The organism is Streptomyces sp. cg40 (assembly GCF_050320165.1).
Lineage (GTDB): Bacteria > Actinomycetota > Actinomycetes > Streptomycetales > Streptomycetaceae > Streptomyces > Streptomyces hokutonensis.
Window position 1 is genome coordinate 5,292,534 of the sequence record NZ_CP190128.1, and the last position, 17,244, is coordinate 5,309,777.

Sequence of the window (17,244 nt, forward strand, 5' to 3'; positions counted from 1 at the left end):
GCCCGTGGCGTTGGTCGGCGACATCACGGCCACGGACACGAAGGTCGAGTTGTACGCCTGCCATCACTGCATCTTCCGGATGCAGCAACGACATTGGTTCGCAACCGGCCGCCGTGCCTGGCAACTTGAACAGCTTCACCTACCGCCTCGTGGCGGATCTCGGATGACACGACCACTTGCTACACGGTGGCTGCGCTACGTGAAGCGAAGAGACCACAAGAAGTAGGAACGCCCCGCGACCGGCTAACGGACGCGGGGCGTTGCGGCGACCACGGCTATGAACACGAGCAGCAGATACAACGGGGCGAACCAAGCGAAAGCCTGTAGGTGAGCTGCCCAAATCATGGCCTTGTCCCGAGCGGCAAACGCTTCCTCGGCACCCAGGTGTATGTACTTATTCCAGGCACGCTCACCGGCCACCGTAGGCGAAAGCGTCCAGTAGAACGTTTTAATCTCTGGCTTTCGCGGCTGACGAAGGGAGGAGCGAACCGACTCCCAGAAGGTTGTTCGGTGTGGCGGCTCCCAATTCCGTGGGGGCACGTGGGGTGCCAGTGGCTCTACATCATCAGGTAGCTCGGGTTGAGCTTGGGTGACTATCAAACGCGCCAGTTGCTCGATGGCCTGGTTCTCGGCGTAGAACTGCGCTCGTTCCGACCCGTAGAAGTGACCATCCTCGATGGCCGCCTTCCGACGGGCAGTTACGTTCTTTCTACGCGGTACCCCGACAGCCAAGGCGTGTCGCAGTGCCACTGCTTGGTGGCCGTCACCAAGTTCGTCGATCAGTGCTGCTAGCCGCCGCGCCCCATCCTCTTGGTCGTCGGCGTTCAACATGCGGAGCAGGACGTGTTGGTCCTCCAGTGCTTCCGGCGTCAGCCCGTCGCCTCGGCGCAACTGGGCCAAGCTCGACGTCACGTCCTCGTAGATGCCCATGGTTCTACCCCCTCAGCTGCTGGAACAGGTTGCCCGGATCAACGGACCGACTGCAAGTCCACTGCAGAACGCCTCCTTGCAGCTTGGTTGCAGTGACTTCACCCCCTGGCCGGCGGCAGGTTGAAGCCCCGGACCAAGCCGGTCCGCGGTGAACCCGTAGAAGGAGACGTTCTAATGGCCAGTGAGCTGGAACTGAGGAACTTCAACCAAGCTGGCGGGCGACGAGAAGTGTCTAGGCGCGTCGCCCGTGGCCTGCGTACGGTCCAAGAAACCCAGACGCTCGACCTGGCCCGCCTGGCGGGTGAAGGCGAGTACACCGAACTGCGGGCCATGTTCCGGAAGCGCATCGTCGAGGACGGCATGCGCGACGTGACCGATGTCGTTGAGGTCGCACAGCAGTTGGCGGCGGGCGACCAGTTCGTCGCTTCCCTGCTGATCCCGATCGTGCAGGACTTCGCCCGGCAGACCTCGCAAGACATTCGTTCCTTCGGGCGTTGAGGGTGATGGAAACCCTCCTCCACTACGGGCTGGGCGCCGTCATCCTCGTTGTCGGCATCGCCGTGCTGCTGGTGTGGTTCTGGATAGAGGAATACCTCTGGAACCGGAGACCCAAGCAGACAGCCCGCAGCGTCCGGCAAGCCAACAAGAAAGCCATCTCCAACCTGCTGTCGTCGGCGCAGAGTTATGAACTCAACCGTCGACGCCTGCGGGGCGACACCATCGACCGGATGCGGACCGTTGTCCGCGACCACCAAAGTGCAGGCCGAGGCCGCCGCAGTTCGAGGCGTCCATGAAGAAGGCCCGAGCCATGTTGGTCACTCTGCTTCTCGCAGCGATCTGCGTCCGGGTGGTGTGGTGGACCATCGCACCGATGTTGCCCTACGCAATTAGCGGCCTGGTCGTCGTCACCGTGATGGGGTACATCATCCACCGCACGATGAGATGGTAAAAGAATTCGGGCAACACTCACGCAAGGTATGAGAAAATGTCCTGCGTGAGTGTTCCCGAATTGCTGACGTTATCTGCCGCCTCCGCCCCTCTCATAGGTGTGGGCTTTATGGAATTCAAGGACATGCAGACCTCGGCAAGCGGGCACATCCCTTTTAAGCTGCACTTCCCTGCAGACTTGGAACCCGACCAAGTAGCCAACTGGTTCCGTTCGCTTGGTGGCACGCTCCCAAGAGGCGGCCACCTCTTCGGTAGCACGACCGTCGTACTGGAAAACCTGGCCACCGAGCGCGGCATCAGTCACCGGCTCCTGGCTCCCAAGCAACACGCCGACTACATCGGGCAGCAGCTGCGCACCTTGGTTCCGGGCATCAACGTGACGGAGGACGACCAGGAGGAGCCCGAGGCCGGCTGGACCGCCGCGGTGGAGCTTGGACAGTCCAACCCAAGTCGCAGCTTGAGCCTGCCTGATCTAACCGCTATAGCCCACAGCATCCTTGGCACCTTCCAGGGCCTTGGACGCGATGAAGCGTTGGTCGTGCAGTACGTGCTGTCTCCTGCAGTACGGGAGCGACCACCGGTGCCTACGCGCGAAATCAGCAGTACCAACTTCAGCATCGTCGGTCACCTGCTCACAGGGACCAAGGCTGCCGACAAGGACGAGATAGCCGACCGCCGTGCCCGCGCCGCTGAAGCAAGCTTTCTCGGCGTCATCCGGATTGCAGCACGAGCCAACTCGACCAAGCGGGCACGCCTGCTCGTGTCGAACGTCCGCAAGGTGTTCTCAAGCACCGGCAGTCCACACAACCGGATACGCAACCGGTACGTCTCAACTAAGCGCGTCGCACAGCGTATCGACCACGCCAGTAGTCCCCTGCTCTTTCCCGGCCGGTACTCAACGACTGAGTTGGTCGGCCTGACAGGGTGGCCGCTCGGTGACCCACATGTCGCCGGACTTGCGAGGGGACGCACGCGTCAGCTTGCCGCCACCGGTTCAATCCCACGCAAGGGACTGGTGATCGCCCGGTCCAACTTCTCGCAGGACGACCGCTTGATCGCAGTCGACCCCGTACAAGCAGCACAACACATGCAGATTGTTGGGCCGACTGGCTCCGGTAAGACTGTGGTAGCTCAAAACCTCATCTACCAGAACATGATGGCGAACCGAGGCGTGATCCTGATCGAGTCGAAGGGCGACCTGTACAACAGCGTCTTGAACACCGTGCCAAAGCACCGTCTCAAAGACATAGTGCTCGTGGACGTGACCGACACCGATTACCCGCCTGCCTTCAACATCTTGCAGGGTGCCCCTCAGGTGGTGGCGACGGACATCCAAAGACTCTTCGACCACCTGTACCCGCAAGACGCAAAAGGTATCCGCGTACGGCAAGGCTTCTACCACCTCATCTTGACGCTCCTGATGAGTAAGAACGCCACCCGACCCATGACGTTCGCCGACATCGGGCCGCTCAGCGTTCCTAGGGCCAACCAAGCACAGTTCTCCGACCAGTTGATCCGTGGCGTCTCACACGTCGAGGAGCTGGCCATGTGGTGGCAGGAAATCACCAACCTTCCGCGTGCTCACCGGGACAACTACTTCAAGCCCATCTCAGACCGGATCTGGCAGCTCAATAACCGCCCTGCTATCCGGAACATCATCGGGCAAAGCAACAGCAGCATCGACCTACAAGACATCATCCGGAACCGTAAGATCCTGCTGGTTAATCTCGGTCGCTCAACCGAGGGTGCGCCGACAGCTGGATTGCTCGGCAGTCTCTTACTCAATGCCATTTGGGGCACCGTGCAACGAGGTGCCGCCAATCCAAACAACCCGACCATGCTGTACCTCGATGAGTTCCAAGACTTCTTGAACCTGCCGATCTCGCCTGCAGACTGGTTTGCACAGGCCCGCAGCATGGGCCTAGCGGTCACGGTGGCGCACCAATACATTGGGCAGTTGAGTCGTGAGCTTCAGGACGCCACACAGAACAACGCGAGGTCTAAAGTCGTCTTCCAAACCGGCGCCGACGAGGCTAACTACTTCGCCAAGCAATTCGGCCGCCGTGTCACGCCGGATGACTTCATGAACCTTCAGCGCTACGAGGTCATCATGCGCCTTGCCACGACGGACGGTGTGAGTTCGCCGGTTACCGGCATGACGCTGCCGCCAGTAGAACCGACCGGCTTTGCTGAGCGGATTCGTGAAGCATCACGGACCAAGTACGCACGACCGGTTGCCGAGGTCGAGGCGGACATCCGCAACCGGCACACGAACGCTGCTCCGAGTGCACCAAAGACGAAACGGAAATTCGGTGGTCGAGCATGGAACGACTAAGCATGAGCCGTCACGACGGCCTAGGCGAACCCCCTAGGACAACCCTAGGCCAGCCCTGGGCGTACACCCATACCTGTAAGGGGTCCGACCAGGGAGAACGCCCCGTCCTATGGAGACTGACAGTAGGTGGGTGACGGACGCATGAAGCTCCGCATGGAACTATCGGATAGGGACATGGATCTATTGGGGGGTACCTGCGAATTTTCGCAGCTCTCGACCCCCCATTACCGGGAGCTCTATTTTCATGGTGTCAGTCATTCTGTTGCAGATGTTGTTCTTACTCGTCTGGTCCGTCTTGGCTATCTCTCGCGCGTTGGTCGGCGGGCTAGCCAGCCGCAAGGCGGCGCGGGTGCTTGGGTGTATCAACTGGGCAAGTTTGGTCGGGCACTATTCGACATTCAAAGTCGACCGGCAACCCAGGTAAGTAACCATGCCCTCATGATTGCCGACACCTTCGTGTCACTGGTGAAGGCCGAACGCGCGGGCGTTCTCATCATCAAACGGCGGGATGTTGAACTACCCGTTCCACCACAACGGGCCGACTTGTTTGCATCGGTCGACTTCCCGCACCAACGGCGTGAGTCCAAATACTTCTTTGAGATCGACCTAGGTAACGAAGCGCGCTCGATCATCCTGGATAAAATCGCGGGGTACTGGCAAGCATCTAGCGTAAGCAAAGAGGAGTTCTTCCCGTGGGTGGTGTTCGTCGTTCGCAACCAGGCCATAGCCAACCAGTTGCAGCGGTACATCCGTGACGCGCCGACGGATCAACAAGAAATGGTGCGCGTGTTCATGCTCGGCGAGTTGGTGCCGAAGCTGATGCAGCTTTGAAATATCGGCCACCTGTTATATAACGTAAGCAAGGGAACGCTACATTACGTAGCGTGGGAACGTGGGATGAAACTGCGCACCAAGGAGTTATACCCCCCCCCCCCCCCCCCCCCCCCCCCCCCCCCCCGCATATTCGGGCGGGAGTCCGGTAATTTCGTGGTTGAACACTTTTTTGGTTACCCATCGTGGTTACAGCCAAGCCGGACGACTCCTAACAACCATAAGCAAGGGCCGTAACACAATGACGCAACCCACCCCCTTAGAAGAACCGGTGTCCGTAACGGTGGCACCACACAGCATGGAAAAGATCGAGCTTGGCGACTACCCGGCCCGCAAAGAAGTCCCGAACTTCTCACTCACCTTCATGCCGGATGACGGCGAATCCGTCGTAGCCAGTGAACACATAATTGATTCGGCCGATGGTGTGCGCCTCGTGGTGCATGTCCAGAACTACGGCAACGTAGCGACCGAGGTAACGGCAGAACTCGCGAGCGCTATCTGATCCCGTAGAACTCGCACACCTAGCCCTCGTGGCCGGCGTGCCTTTGAAGCTCCCCCACCAAGCCCGCTCCGCGGAACCGCCTTAAAGCGGCTCACCTAATGCCGCCAATAGACCCCGACTTATGCACACCAATAAGGAATAAAGCCATTGATTAACAGAGGTGAGAGGAATATAATTATAGATACAATTAAAAAAAGGCCCTGATTGCACCAGGACCTTTACGGATTCGATTAGTTTGGGTTAACCGAATCCGCTGCTATTTATAGCATCTCCTGGCGTTTTGGGCAAGGAGAAAGCTATATGAGCACTATTGCGCAGACTCAAGAAGCAAAACTATTAACGGATGCCCAGGCGTTCTATGACGCCACATTTGATGCAGAAACTTTGGCGTTACTCGACCAAGCAGCCGACGGCGACGACGCTGCTTGGGATGCCTTAAACGCGATGACCTACAACGTCACACAGGAAGTCACCCACTATGTCACCCTTGCCGGGGGCGGCCCTGCCGCTCGCTTAGCGGTAACCGTCAATGATGACGGAGACGTCGAGAACGCATGGCTTGAGTACCAGGATTGGCTTACACCGTGGACTCGCGCCCCCAAGCAGGACCGAGAGACGGTTAAGCGCTTGGCCACGATCTTCGCCCCTTTCGAGGATTAGAACCGTCGCACCTCCGCCTCATGGCCGGCATGCCCTTGAACGACTCGTATAAGCCGACGAAAAAACCGCACCTTGATGGGTGCGGTTTTTTGCGTTCCGAGCTAGGATTGTTCTCGTCTAACTGGGATGCACAGAGAGACGAGCTACAACAAAGTAAGAAACCGCGTAGCGGTTTAGGAGAAGGGACGATGCCAAACTGGACATCCAACACAGTCACCATTAGTGGTGGCAAATTCAGTGTACGAAAGGTTCGGAAAATACTAAAGGGCGAGTCGGATTTCGACTTCAACCAGCTCATACCGATGGCGGAGACGCTAGGTATAGAGTGTGGCAGTCGGACAGACTTGGGGTTAGCGTGCTTCGATCAAAGTCTCTTTGAGAAGGTACGCAGCTATCCATGGTTCGTTGCTGAATACCCAAACGTCGAAGCACCCAAGCAGTTGCTTGACACTCTCAAGGAAACTCGGCCGGAGACGGTGGAGCTTGGAAGACAAGCGGCAGCTAACGTGAGGGACTACGGAGTACCTACATGGTATGAGTGGCGCAATGAGCACTGGGGTACCAAGTGGAATGCCTGTGAGGTAAAGCTTGAAGCGCACGGCGCAGGGCTGACTTACAGATTCGATACGGCCTGGAGTGCTCCGTACCCCATAGCGTGGCAACTGCACGCGATCTGCACTGAGCTGCTCGGCCTAAGCATCGAGTGGACGGCCGAGGATGAGGATGTCCTAGAGGCGTACGACGTTCTCCAATAGCAAGAACCAGGGAGCGCAGCATCCTGCGCTCCCTGCCCTATTTAGTAGCCCTTACCAAGCGTTCTCGTGTACTGGTCCCGCGTAAATGATGCGAGTTCCAGACTCGGGGTATCGAGGGACATAGGCGTATCGCTGGCGCGGGTAGTGGCAACGAGTCCGGCCGCGCGATTGCTTGCCTGAGATCTGCTCGACAGAAGCAGCCAGGATTGATAGGCCGAGACTAAGTGCGGCCTTCAGGATGCCGACGAGGACGCTTCTTGCGAACCTTCGAGTACTGACGCGCTTCTTCATCGCTACGCCTGCTGCCTTAGAAGTCGTGCCGCAAAGCTCACCCACGCCTTGTCGTTGGTCCCGCTAAAGACCCGTAGGTCGATGCCGAGTTTGATTGCTACATAGCGCTTTGCTTCGTTCTTTAGACTGGTGCTTTTATCCGTCATTTCAATCCGTTCCTTACTGCTTTCATTATGCGCTTGCGTGCACTAGAAAGCAAGAAATAAAGTGCACTGGTGCACTAGTGCACTTTATTTCTTGTGCACTTGCTTGAAGGCAAGAAAGAAAGCGCACTATTGAATGCACAAGTGCACTCGTGTTATCTTGAATGGCAAAGGGGATTCACGACAACACGATGGCAAGAAAGATTGCATTTTCAGCACAGAAGGGCGGAGCGGGGAAGACGGTCAGCGCTAAGAACATAGCGGCGGTCTTCGCCATGCACGGAAAACGAGTCTTGGTGGTTGACCTCGACCCACAAGCAAACATAACTAGAGGCCTGGGGTTCAAGGCAACAGACGTACCGATTACGCTGTGGCATCTCTTTGAACGAAGTGACTTGAGGCCTGAGAACGCCGTCCTCGTTGAAACCTCGGTTAAGGGTGTTCATTTGATTGCCGGGCATCCCCAGCTTAAGGTAACTGAAGCAGGCATGGCGGTTAAAAGAGCCGTCCCAACAAACGGCAAGGACCCAATCTTCACCCTCAGGGGATTCCTCGCTGAGCTCGACAGCCAATACGACTTCATCATCTTGGACACTCCGCCGTCGATGAGCTACATGACCATCAACGCGTTGGCTGCCGCGGATGAACTCGTCATCCCGGCTCCGGCCAGTACATACAGTGATGCCGGAATAGCTGGAGCGGTTGAGGCGTATGAACAGGCTGTCCAGTCTTACAACCCGAGCCTAAAACTGCGCGGGATTCTGGTGACGCGATTTAAGACCACGACAAATAAGTCCAAGGACGTGAACATCAAGATTGGCGCGGAATATTCAGACCTGGTGATACCGCAGCTCATAGTTGAGGCCGTGGCGGTTGACGAAGCAGAAGGGCTCAACCTTCCAGTGGTCATCTTCGATCCGAAGAGTCCAGCGGCCGTGGGATATGTAAAGGTGGGGGAGATACTGTTAGATGAGTAGCAACTACAAAAAAATGCGGGATGAACTGCCACAGCAGATACAGCCACGCTTCTCCAGTTCGTTGTTTGATCCTGGCATACCTAAACCGATGCCGACCGATCCGGCAAGTCCGGACTTGCCTAGTACGCCAGCGTTGCCAACTGAGCCAGCAGAGTCAAGCGGCCTTGAACCAGCTACCGCCTCAGAGTCGCCTCAGGACAGCAATCCACCAATTCAGCTCACCATTGTGAATGTTGACGAAAAGCGCGTGGCCCAAGGTACTGGAATGCGACCGTCACGGCATCGACAGTTGAAGGAGTTAGCATTTCATGAGGACCGAGACAACTGGCTGATCGTTGATGACGCTATCGAAGAGTACGTGGTGAGGCACTATGGGAAGCAGTTCAAGCGCCGCGCCATGGGCAGGTAGAAACATCACAGCAGTACGTATCTTGACGGATCATTGATTTTATTTCCTAGTATGCGGCCACCTTAGTTGGCTGACGCTCCGCGTCGTAAAATCAACATTGTGCGACGATGAATGTCCGTCTCTCTCGCTGCACTTCACCCCAGTAGATTAGGTGGTCCTGGGATTCCGGGACCATGTCCGTGGATGCCTCGAACCAACCCCTCGTGGCCGGCATGCCCTTGAAGCAGCTCGACCAAGCCGACGCCGCGGGGACGTGTTGAACCCGCCCACCTTCGGTGAACTCCTGGCGGTGATCGTCGCGGACGACCTAACGTCAGCCGGCCACAGGCCCTAGGTCACGGAGGACCACCAGGCGCAACGGTTGCCGGTTGGTGGCACAGCTCGTCTCTCGACAGTCCTGCGTGTGATGTGAGCCGTTCTCGACCTGTCTAATGGGGTCGTTGACCTGAGCCATGGTGAGAGTCATCTTTCACCCGAAAGCCCGTCACAGGGCTTGTGGTGAGGTCTCAGAGCTATGCCGTAGTTGGGGTGTTCCCTTGCTTCCACGCGAGATGCATGAACAGCTTGAACGCTGATCCGTCCGGCCGCTTCTTGGTGACTGCTGTCTCTGACGCCGTCACAGCCATCTGTACGGCTCGTTCTCCATGACGCCATACGGCCTTGAGTACAGCTCCCATGTCCTGTGCGCGAGCCTGCACCCGCTTCGCTGCGTCCTCGGCCATCCGTGCCACCTCTCGGACCTTGGCGAGAAACTTCAAGGTCCGTTCCCAGTTAGCTTTGGACGCTACCGAGGCAAACCAGTTCGCCGGGGTACTTCGCTGAGCCATCTTCGGTGCAAGCTCGGCCAGCTCTAGGAGGTCGTTCAAGTGCCCTTCCCTGATGAGCTTGCGGTAGCGGTTCCCTTTGGCCTGTCGCCAGTAGTCGCTTCCCTGGTTCAAGTCGTTTAACGCTGCGGGTAAGCCCTCTTCTATAGAATTAACGCTGGTTTCACCAGGGTTCTTTCTATAGAACTGCTTGCTACTCAGTACGTCACTTAATGCGGTTGCCGCCATGTTTGTTTACCCTCCTACTCGGCCGTTCTTGGTCCGAGCTGTCTTAGTTGTGTTTGGTGGCTCGGTAGCAGCGATCCGCTTAGGCGGTCATGCCGGAGGGTTTTGATAAACAAAAAAGGCCCTCCCGAGGGAGAAGCCTTTTTCTAGGTGTGCGCCTGAATTTGTGCTAAGTCCATAGTAAACAAAGCCAACATGAAAGTCAATACACTTCATGCGCTATCCACTAGGAGCACATTGGTTCCCCTCTTACCGATGGCTAGCGCGAGAAGATTTGCACAAATTCAAGCACTAGTTGTTTCGTAGTATAAAGCGCGTCGTTCTAATTAGCAATATTGGGCTTGCGTGAACGCGCATATTCCCCTTCCTAGTAGTGCCCCGCTTCAATTTTGTGTCCCGAATGGGAATTGAAGCGGGGGGTTCCGCCACTGGTCGCCATTTGATGGCAGCGACCCTGGCGGGTCAGGTACTACCCGTTGCCGTTGCCGACACGCGTACCGGGAACGCGGCCTCGCGTCTTGCGGGCCTCCTTGAGTACCTGGTCCATGTTGGGGGCGAGCTTGTTGAAGTCGGCCAGTCGCATCGCGACATCCTTCTTGGTGCCGTCGGGCTGCTGGATCTCCAGCATCACGAGGTCACCGATGGGCACGAACTTCTCAAGCTCATCGGGAAGAACGTCCAGGGCCTTCGGCTCGTCGAGGGTGGGGTGCTGACGCACGACCACGACGACGAAGTCACCGTCATCACCCTCTTTCTTACTGAGGTCCGACACCTTCTTGTTCACGATTGCCACGAGCTCATCCTCTACATGGTGGGGTTTGACCTGTATTTGTACGGGCCGCCATCTATTTACGCACAAGTTGCCCCAATAACCATGAACAATATTGCTTCGCTTCAACATGCACCGCGGCCGTCGGTGTGAACGGGGCGCTCTAAGGGCATGCCGGCCACGGGTGGTCCTTTATAGCTGTGATTCGGTGTAGCGCCACTTGTTGGCACCGATTTTTTCGAGAATCTCTAAATCTGCCCCGAGGTTAGCGGACAGCAGACTCTCTCCAAACTCTCTGGTGAAGACCCGCATCCGAGTCAGGTCGGTGAGCTTTGTCTTGGTCCTGTAGTTCACGAACCACGTTACAGCCTTCATGATTAAGTCCCTTTCGTTAGGGTGGCGCGCGAAGCGCGAGCCAAGGACTATGTCGAGATCTTCGTCGTCTTTTAGCTTGTCCAGCATTTCAGGAAGGTTGCGGAGGTCGTACCGTTCATCAACGGTCGCCAGGTATCTAACGCGCGGGTTTTGTAGTGCGAACTCGATGCCCGTTTGAAGCGCTGAGCTATATCCGTGACGGGTTGGAATTTTGATGAGCCCGGCGGAGGTCTTCTCAATCTCTGCGACGGATTCGTCTGTGCTGCCGTCATCGACGCACACAACAAGCGGAAACTCAGCGAGCACCTGTTGCAAGATGCCGCCTATTGTCTTCCCGTTGTTGTGAACGGGGATTACTACCGCTACTTCTGAACCACTCATTTACCCAATACTATAGAGGAGTAAGAGCGATATTTAAAGCATGCATTCAAGTTTCTGGCGCAGGCGATACAAAACACGACCTAACATTTTCCTTTGCGGAATTCGAAATTCATGTTATAAGTACCTGGGCAAGTGTGTGACACCGGTCAAAAGGTGTTTCTTTTATCGCCCCGAATAAGAGGGCGGCCACTTCGCACCTTCAAGTACCTACAACTCCTCGGAAAGGGGGAGTGGTGACACCTGCCCAGAATTGGAAGAGACTCTTCACGAGTCGATTCCTGGTGGTCATAGCCATGGTGTCGAGCCTGCTCGGCATCGGTGTGACCCTCAGCGCTGCACCAGCTGCGGCTGAAGACGGCGGCTATCCCAGCGCCACCATGCAGTGCATCCACGCTCCGTACAAGACAACCGGTACGGGCTACTGGTGCTCCGGATATTCCTGGGGAACCATCAAGGACAACGACAGCGGCGCGAGCATCTACTCGGCGCGCGGCTACGCCTACCGCAACTGCACGGACTACGTGGCCTGGAAGCTTGAATCCCAGGGCATATCGTCGTCTCTCGTGCGAGGGCGCGGCAACGGTGGACAGTGGGACGACAGCTCCACCGGCGTGACCGTCACAACGACTCCGGAAGTCGGCGACGCCGCCGTAATGGAGCCATGGGCCACCAACGCGTACGGTCACGTCGCCTACGTCGAGGCCGTCCAGGTGGTCAGCGGCAAGTACCAGGTCAAGGTCTCTCAGTACAACTGGGGCCAGGACGGCAACTACAGCATGACCGGCTGGCAGAACGCCTCGACCTACGGCAACTTCGTCGACTTCAACGGAGTGAACACGCCGCTTGGTGGTGGCAGCACCGGTTCCGGGAACGTCACGGCCGACCCCGACCCCTTGGTGACGAGCCTGGTCACCAGTGACGGCGTTCGCCACGTCTACTCGGGCACTTCTTCCGGCCGCCTGTACGAGACGTGGTGGTCTGCATCATCGCCCTCTCCGACCACATGGGAGCTGATGAACGTCGGCAGCCCGGTGACGGCGATCTCGGCGCAGGCAACTGCGGACGGAAACGAACACGTCTACTACGGCACACAAGGCGGCCAGGTCGGCGAAGTTTGGTGGGGACCGAACTCCAACGGTGTTCACCTCGGCCAGACGTACAGCACCGGAGCGGTGGTCACGACCATCTCCAGTCAGGTGACCTCTGACGGCATCCAGCACGTCTACAGCGCCAACGCAGCGGGCAGCGTGTACGAGACCTGGTGGGGCTCGAACCCGGCGACGACGTGGCAAGTCGCCAACGTCGGCGTGAACGTCGTGTCCATCTCCAGCATCGTGACCTCGGACGGAACCCAGCACATCTTCTACGGTGCAACCAACGGCCAGGTCGGCGAGGTCTGGTGGAACGCCACATCCAACGGCGGACACCTGGGCTTCACGAGCAACGTCGGCACCAACGTCACGTCGGTGACAAGCCAGATCACCTCTGACGGGGTCCGCCACATCTACAGCGCTGCTGCTGATGGCGGCCTCTACGAGACCTGGTGGGGCTACACCTCAACCGGCGCGACCACCTGGCAGCTCGCCAACGTCGGGCACCACCCGACCTCGGTGTCCAGTCAGGTCACCAGTGACGGAACCCAGCACGTCTACTACGGCACGAGCTTCGGCCAGGTCGGCGAGGTCTGGTGGAACGCGAACTCCAACGGTGTTCACCTCGGCCAGACCTACAGCGACCCGGCCGGTGTCGGTGACACCTCGGTGTCCAGTCAGGTCACCTCGGACGGCAGTCAGAACGTGTTCTTCGGGAACGACGCTGGCTCCCTGTTCGGGATGTCCTGGGGAGCCAACCCGGCCACGACAGCTTCTCTCGGAAGCGTCGGCTGACCCCAAGAGGTTGTAGGTACGACAAGGCCCCGTAAGCGGTGACGTTCAACGTCACACAACACGGGACCTGCGTGGGGGTCGGGCGCGTTCATGGCTTCCAGCCAAGACACCCTGACCCTCACGTTCGTACTACTGCTCTCGCGGTAGAAGCTCATTTATTAACAGCCTTTGTGGGCAACCTTGTACCCTCACCACCAACCCGCGCCGGCCACGACTTCTAGGTCGTGTCGTTCAAATGTAGTAAAATACATGTGTGAAACAGAATCCTGATCAACAGGGGTTTGGCTCCCCCAAAATATTTCGCATGGCCATACAAATCCTCGTGATGAGGTTAAAGGGCTCTCGGCGCCACCGTAGGTGATTCTTGCTCCACGGATCATCAATATGAAGGAAAAAGACTTAACCTCACCAGCACCAAAAGCCCGACGCTCCGCAACAAAAGTCAAGCGGACCACTGCTGATAGTGCGGCACAAAAATGGGCCGAAGAACAGGCAGCTAAATTGCCTGCACTCCGGCCCGACCAGTTGAAGCGGATCGGTGCGATTATTAGCGCGGGATGACCTGCAACCGATCTGGGTTGAACCGGTTCGCTCCCTTCTTCGCCGGGTGAAGGATGATCGCCTCGAAGTTCTCGCCTACTATGGCGTGCTTCCGTTCAATGTCGAGGTCCGGCCACTCTTCTCGGATGTTCGTCGTCTTCGGCCGTGCCGTCTTGCGTAGGTGAACGGCTCGTTCCTTGAGGAGCTTGGAGATAGCGGCTTCAGCCTTCCGGATCTCCGGCCATATGTGGGTGCCCATGTCGGGGTTTTCTTTGAACTGTGCGAGTAGGTTTGCCTTCGTGGCCTCGTACTCGGCTAGTTCTTCCGCCCCTGTCCACGGGGTTTCATCGAGCGGAATCTCTTCGTTGTCCAGACGCGCGAAGATCAGCTCGGTTATGAGCTTGTCTATCGTGGGGCCTTTGCCAGAAACCTTATGACAGGTATCGCAGATGTACATAAAGCCGCATCGCTTGTCGGCATTCCCACGCATTTTCCCAGAGCAGTTGGCGCACCGAAGATGTCCAGAGCACATGTACTTGAGTTTGCCGACAGCGACGCCTGCACCAGGGCGATCCGGGTCCTTCAAGAGGGCGACGACTGCACGCCAGATCTTCTCGTCCAACAGAGCCTCGTGCTGCCCCTTGATGGGGTTGCCGTCCTTGTCTTTGGCGTAGCGCTCGTGACGCGGCAGCTCTTCCGGCCCGTGCACGCGCCATCCGACCAACCGAGGTGAGGTCATCATGGTAATGAAGGTTTGGCGCACCCAAAAGTTCCCTTTGGGAGTTAGAACACCGCTCTTCTCCCACTCCCTCAGGATCGTGTGAACGAACTTGCCTTCAAGTAGGTCTGTCGCAGCGTCGTTGATGAGCTTCTTCTCTTTGGCGTCAGCGGTTCGCTTGTCCGCCTGCCAGCCGAAGGGGCGTATCCCGCCAACTGGTATGCCCTCCCGTGCCAACGTCTTGTGCATGTTCTTCACACGTCGGGAGGTTGCGGCTGACTGCTTACCGGCCATCGTCACCATGACCCGTGCCATGTCGCGACCGTTCTCGGTCAGAAGGTCAAGCGTGCCCGTGATGTCGATGATCGGGCGGAAGTGGTACTGCACTGTTTCGATGGCGTCTTCAAGGTGCCGGTTGTCGCGGGTCAACCGGTCGACGTCGTAGACGATGGAGCCGTTGATCACTGTCGTCGGGTCGTACCCGTCAACCGGAGTGAAGTACTTGGTCTCGGTGCGACCCTTGCGCAGGTCGCTCAACATGCCCTCGAACACCGGCCGTACGACTCGGTATATGTAGGTGCCGTCGGCCTGCTTGATCCGCTTCTTCTTCCAAGCAGATGTGTGCGGCTCGTCGTAGGTGCCTATGTACGTACCGCCACGTGCCTCGATGTAGTCGCGGCACAACTGCTCTTGTTCCTCGCGGTTGTTGATGTCCGAACCGCTCAGAGGAACGTCGGGGCGTTCGTGGTCAGGGTCGCGATTGGGCTTTGTCTCGAAGGACAACCGAACCAAACCGGCGAAGTAGAGGCCGGTGAAGTCGCCCCTGTGGGCACGTTCAAGGATGTTCGGTTGTGACTGCATGGAGTGATCTCCTGTTACTCAGTGTAACATTAGTCACGTCGTATGCGAATGTTCTGAGACCAGCAGGTGCCGATGGAGTGGGCGTTCAAGGGGCCGCGCACGATCGCCGACCGGCTCGGAGCCACCGACCTGGACGCGGACGACATCGCGGCCCGTGACCCCGAGGCCTTCGCCGCGCTCCTCTCCGAGAAGCCGGCGGTGCACCGCTACCCGGGCTCGATGGCCAAGCGGATCCAGCAGCTCTGCCAGTACGTCGTCGAGCACTACGACGGGGACGCGAGCGCCGTCTGGGCGGGCGTCGGGACCGGGGCCGAGCTGCTGAAGCGGCTTGAGGAACTGCCCGGGTTCGGCAAGCAGAAGGCGCAGATCTTCCTCGCCCTGCTCGGCAAGCAGCTCGGCGTCACCCCGAAGGGCTGGCGCGAGGCCGCCGGTGCCTACGGCGAACCCAAGTCCCACCGGTCCGTCGCCGACATCACCGGCCCCGAGTCGCTGGCCAAGGTCCGCGCCCACAAGCAGGAGATGAAGGCGGCGGCGAAGGCCGCGAAGGCGGCCGACGGCAGGTAACCGCGTCAGCCGGACGGCCCGCCCCCGGTGGCGGGCCGCGTGACCCCGGTCACACCATGGACCATGACCGAGGCACCGAGCGGCTCCCCCTGGGGCCCGGAGTTCGACGACCGCCGCGCCCACGCACCGCGGCCCCCGCACGACGAGCGCTACCGGGAACCCGACCTCGAAGGTCCCCTGCACGCCCTGTCCAAGGCCGCCTGGCAGGTCGTCCTGCTCACCGGCGTCGCGTCCCTGGTCCTGGGCGTCCTGGTCCTGGTGTGGCCGGGCGCGTCCCTCTTCGCGGCCGGCATCCTCTTCGGCGTCTACCTGCTGATCAGCGGGATCTTCCAGCTGGTCTCCGCGTTCGGCACCCACAGGGCGACCTCGCTGCGCGTGCTGGCCTTCATCAGCGGCGCGCTGTCGATCGTGCTGGGCCTGTTCTGCTTCCGCGGCCCGATGCAGTCGATCCTGCTGCTCGCCCTGTGGATCGGCATCGGCTGGCTGATCCGGGGCATCACCCAGACCCTGGCCGCCGCCTCCGACCAGAACATGCCCGCGCGCGGCTGGCAGATCTTCCTCGGGATCGTCACGTTCATCGCCGGCATCGTCCTCATCGACTCGCCCTTCCGATCGGTCGCCGTCCTCACCCTCGTCGGCGGCATCTGGCTGGTCGCGGTCGGGATCGTCGAGATCATCACGGCGATCAGGATGCGGAGCCGGGCTCAAGAGGTACCGACCGCCCTGTGACCGGCACCCCTACTCCATGCGGGCGTATCTCACTCCGGACCCGATGAACGCCGTGGCTCCGCAGGGCAGATTGACCCCCGTGAGCACCGCACGCAGCCTCCCCCGCAGCCGTGCCTGGCTGCGGGCGCTCGTGCTGCTGCTCGCCCTGCTGGTACCGGGTACCCACGCCGAGATGCGCGCGACACCGGTCACCTCGTCCGTCGAGACGACCATCGAGTACGACGTCCTCGACACGGCCGCCGCCCTACGGCCCTCCTCCCCCGCCGTCCACCGGCCCACCGCACCCCTGCGCCCCGCGCCCGCCCCGGCGTCCCACGTCCCCGAGGGCCGCGCCCTCCCCGCGCCGCACGGACCGTCGTACACCCTGCGCGCCCAGCGCACGGTGGTCCTGCGCTGCTGACGGACCGACCGCCCCACCAGGTCAGTCAGTCCGTTCGACGCGAGGAACACAGCCATGCCCATCGACCCGTACGCGGTCCTGCGCGCCCTGCTGCGCGCGGAGGCCGTACGCAACGCACCCAAACCCGAGGCGCGCACGCCCGAGCCGCAGCGGCCCCCGGAGGAGCCGAAGCGCTGATCCGACCGTGCGGC

The 17,244-nt window shown here is 59.2% G+C and carries 18 protein-coding genes and 1 pseudogene; 14 read left to right on the forward strand and 5 right to left on the reverse strand.

Going from position 1 to position 17,244, the window contains the following annotated elements; translation table 11 throughout:
* Nucleotides 1–243 precede the first annotated feature (243 nt).
* On the reverse strand, nt 244–930 hold the full coding sequence (locus ACQHII_RS23455) for a hypothetical protein (RefSeq protein ID WP_427921146.1): 687 nt from the start codon (nt 928–930) through the stop codon (nt 244–246).
* 174 nt (nt 931–1,104) lie between these two features.
* Here ACQHII_RS23455 and ACQHII_RS23460 point away from each other — a divergent pair, with 174 nt between their 5' ends.
* The 9 genes from ACQHII_RS23460 to ACQHII_RS23500 all read left to right on the forward strand — a co-directional run bounded on the left by ACQHII_RS23460 (nt 1,105) and on the right by ACQHII_RS23500 (nt 8,781).
* Nucleotides 1,105–1,428, forward strand: a complete 324-nt coding sequence (locus ACQHII_RS23460; RefSeq protein WP_427921147.1) for a hypothetical protein — start codon at nt 1,105–1,107, stop codon at nt 1,426–1,428.
* Between the two features lie 5 nt (nt 1,429–1,433).
* A complete protein-coding gene (locus ACQHII_RS23465; RefSeq protein ID WP_427921148.1) occupies nt 1,434–1,724 on the forward strand; it encodes a hypothetical protein in 291 nt (96 codons plus the stop codon).
* Nucleotides 1,725–1,924: 200 nt separating this feature from the next.
* Nucleotides 1,925–4,213 (forward strand): type IV secretory system conjugative DNA transfer family protein, encoded by a 2,289-nt coding sequence (locus tag ACQHII_RS23470; protein ID WP_427921149.1) that lies wholly within the window; start codon nt 1,925–1,927, stop codon nt 4,211–4,213.
* 126 nt (nt 4,214–4,339) lie between these two features.
* A complete protein-coding gene (locus tag ACQHII_RS23475) occupies nt 4,340–5,044 on the forward strand; it encodes a replication-relaxation family protein (protein WP_427921150.1) in 705 nt (234 codons plus the stop codon).
* Nucleotides 5,045–5,342: 298 nt separating this feature from the next.
* Entirely contained in the window at nt 5,343–5,546 is a 204-nt protein-coding gene (locus ACQHII_RS23480) for a hypothetical protein (RefSeq protein WP_427921151.1), read from the forward strand.
* Nucleotides 5,547–5,846: 300 nt separating this feature from the next.
* The gene (locus tag ACQHII_RS23485) at nt 5,847–6,206 is read left to right on the forward strand and encodes a hypothetical protein (RefSeq protein WP_427921152.1); all 360 of its coding nucleotides are present in this window, start codon (nt 5,847–5,849) and stop codon (nt 6,204–6,206) included.
* A gap of 188 nt (nt 6,207–6,394) precedes the next feature.
* A complete protein-coding gene (locus ACQHII_RS23490; protein ID WP_427921153.1) occupies nt 6,395–6,961 on the forward strand; it encodes a hypothetical protein in 567 nt (188 codons plus the stop codon).
* A 625-nt stretch (nt 6,962–7,586) separates the two neighbouring features.
* The gene (locus ACQHII_RS23495; RefSeq protein ID WP_427921154.1) at nt 7,587–8,372 is read left to right on the forward strand and encodes a ParA family protein; all 786 of its coding nucleotides are present in this window, start codon (nt 7,587–7,589) and stop codon (nt 8,370–8,372) included.
* The gene (locus ACQHII_RS23500) at nt 8,365–8,781 is read left to right on the forward strand and encodes a hypothetical protein (protein WP_427921155.1); all 417 of its coding nucleotides are present in this window, start codon (nt 8,365–8,367) and stop codon (nt 8,779–8,781) included. The genes ACQHII_RS23495 and ACQHII_RS23500 overlap by 8 nt, the downstream gene beginning before the upstream one ends.
* A gap of 512 nt (nt 8,782–9,293) precedes the next feature.
* On the opposite strand, the gene ACQHII_RS23505 is transcribed toward ACQHII_RS23500, so the two are convergent.
* The 3 genes from ACQHII_RS23505 to ACQHII_RS23515 all read right to left on the reverse strand — a co-directional run bounded on the left by ACQHII_RS23505 (nt 9,294) and on the right by ACQHII_RS23515 (nt 11,355).
* Nucleotides 9,294–9,833 (reverse strand): hypothetical protein, encoded by a 540-nt coding sequence (locus ACQHII_RS23505; RefSeq protein ID WP_427921156.1) that lies wholly within the window; start codon nt 9,831–9,833, stop codon nt 9,294–9,296.
* Nucleotides 9,834–10,299: 466 nt separating this feature from the next.
* Nucleotides 10,300–10,614 carry a hypothetical protein gene (locus tag ACQHII_RS23510; protein WP_427921157.1) on the reverse strand — a complete coding sequence of 105 codons (315 nt, stop codon included), beginning with the start codon at nt 10,612–10,614 and terminating at the stop codon, nt 10,300–10,302.
* A 177-nt stretch (nt 10,615–10,791) separates the two neighbouring features.
* Nucleotides 10,792–11,355 carry a glycosyltransferase gene (locus ACQHII_RS23515; RefSeq protein WP_427921158.1) on the reverse strand — a complete coding sequence of 188 codons (564 nt, stop codon included), beginning with the start codon at nt 11,353–11,355 and terminating at the stop codon, nt 10,792–10,794.
* Between the two features lie 293 nt (nt 11,356–11,648).
* Between ACQHII_RS23515 and ACQHII_RS23520 the strand changes: the two genes are divergently transcribed.
* Nucleotides 11,649–13,241, forward strand: a complete 1,593-nt coding sequence (locus ACQHII_RS23520) for a CHAP domain-containing protein (protein ID WP_427921159.1) — start codon at nt 11,649–11,651, stop codon at nt 13,239–13,241.
* A 547-nt stretch (nt 13,242–13,788) separates the two neighbouring features.
* On the opposite strand, the gene ACQHII_RS23525 is transcribed toward ACQHII_RS23520, so the two are convergent.
* Nucleotides 13,789–15,360 (reverse strand): recombinase family protein, encoded by a 1,572-nt coding sequence (locus tag ACQHII_RS23525; RefSeq protein ID WP_427921160.1) that lies wholly within the window; start codon nt 15,358–15,360, stop codon nt 13,789–13,791.
* A 57-nt stretch (nt 15,361–15,417) separates the two neighbouring features.
* Here ACQHII_RS23525 and ACQHII_RS23530 point away from each other — a divergent pair.
* From ACQHII_RS23530 to ACQHII_RS23545, 4 genes and pseudogenes are all read left to right on the forward strand, one after another.
* Nucleotides 15,418–15,924: pseudogene (locus tag ACQHII_RS23530) on the forward strand (HhH-GPD-type base excision DNA repair protein); the annotation flags it as partial.
* Nucleotides 15,925–15,987: 63 nt separating this feature from the next.
* Nucleotides 15,988–16,653, forward strand: coding sequence for an HdeD family acid-resistance protein (locus ACQHII_RS23535; protein WP_427921161.1), 666 nt, complete (start codon nt 15,988–15,990; stop codon nt 16,651–16,653).
* Nucleotides 16,654–16,732: 79 nt separating this feature from the next.
* Nucleotides 16,733–17,053 (forward strand): hypothetical protein, encoded by a 321-nt coding sequence (locus ACQHII_RS23540; protein WP_427921162.1) that lies wholly within the window; start codon nt 16,733–16,735, stop codon nt 17,051–17,053.
* A 54-nt stretch (nt 17,054–17,107) separates the two neighbouring features.
* The gene (locus tag ACQHII_RS23545) at nt 17,108–17,230 is read left to right on the forward strand and encodes a hypothetical protein (RefSeq protein WP_427921163.1); all 123 of its coding nucleotides are present in this window, start codon (nt 17,108–17,110) and stop codon (nt 17,228–17,230) included.
* The last annotated feature ends 14 nt before the right edge of the window (nt 17,231–17,244 follow it).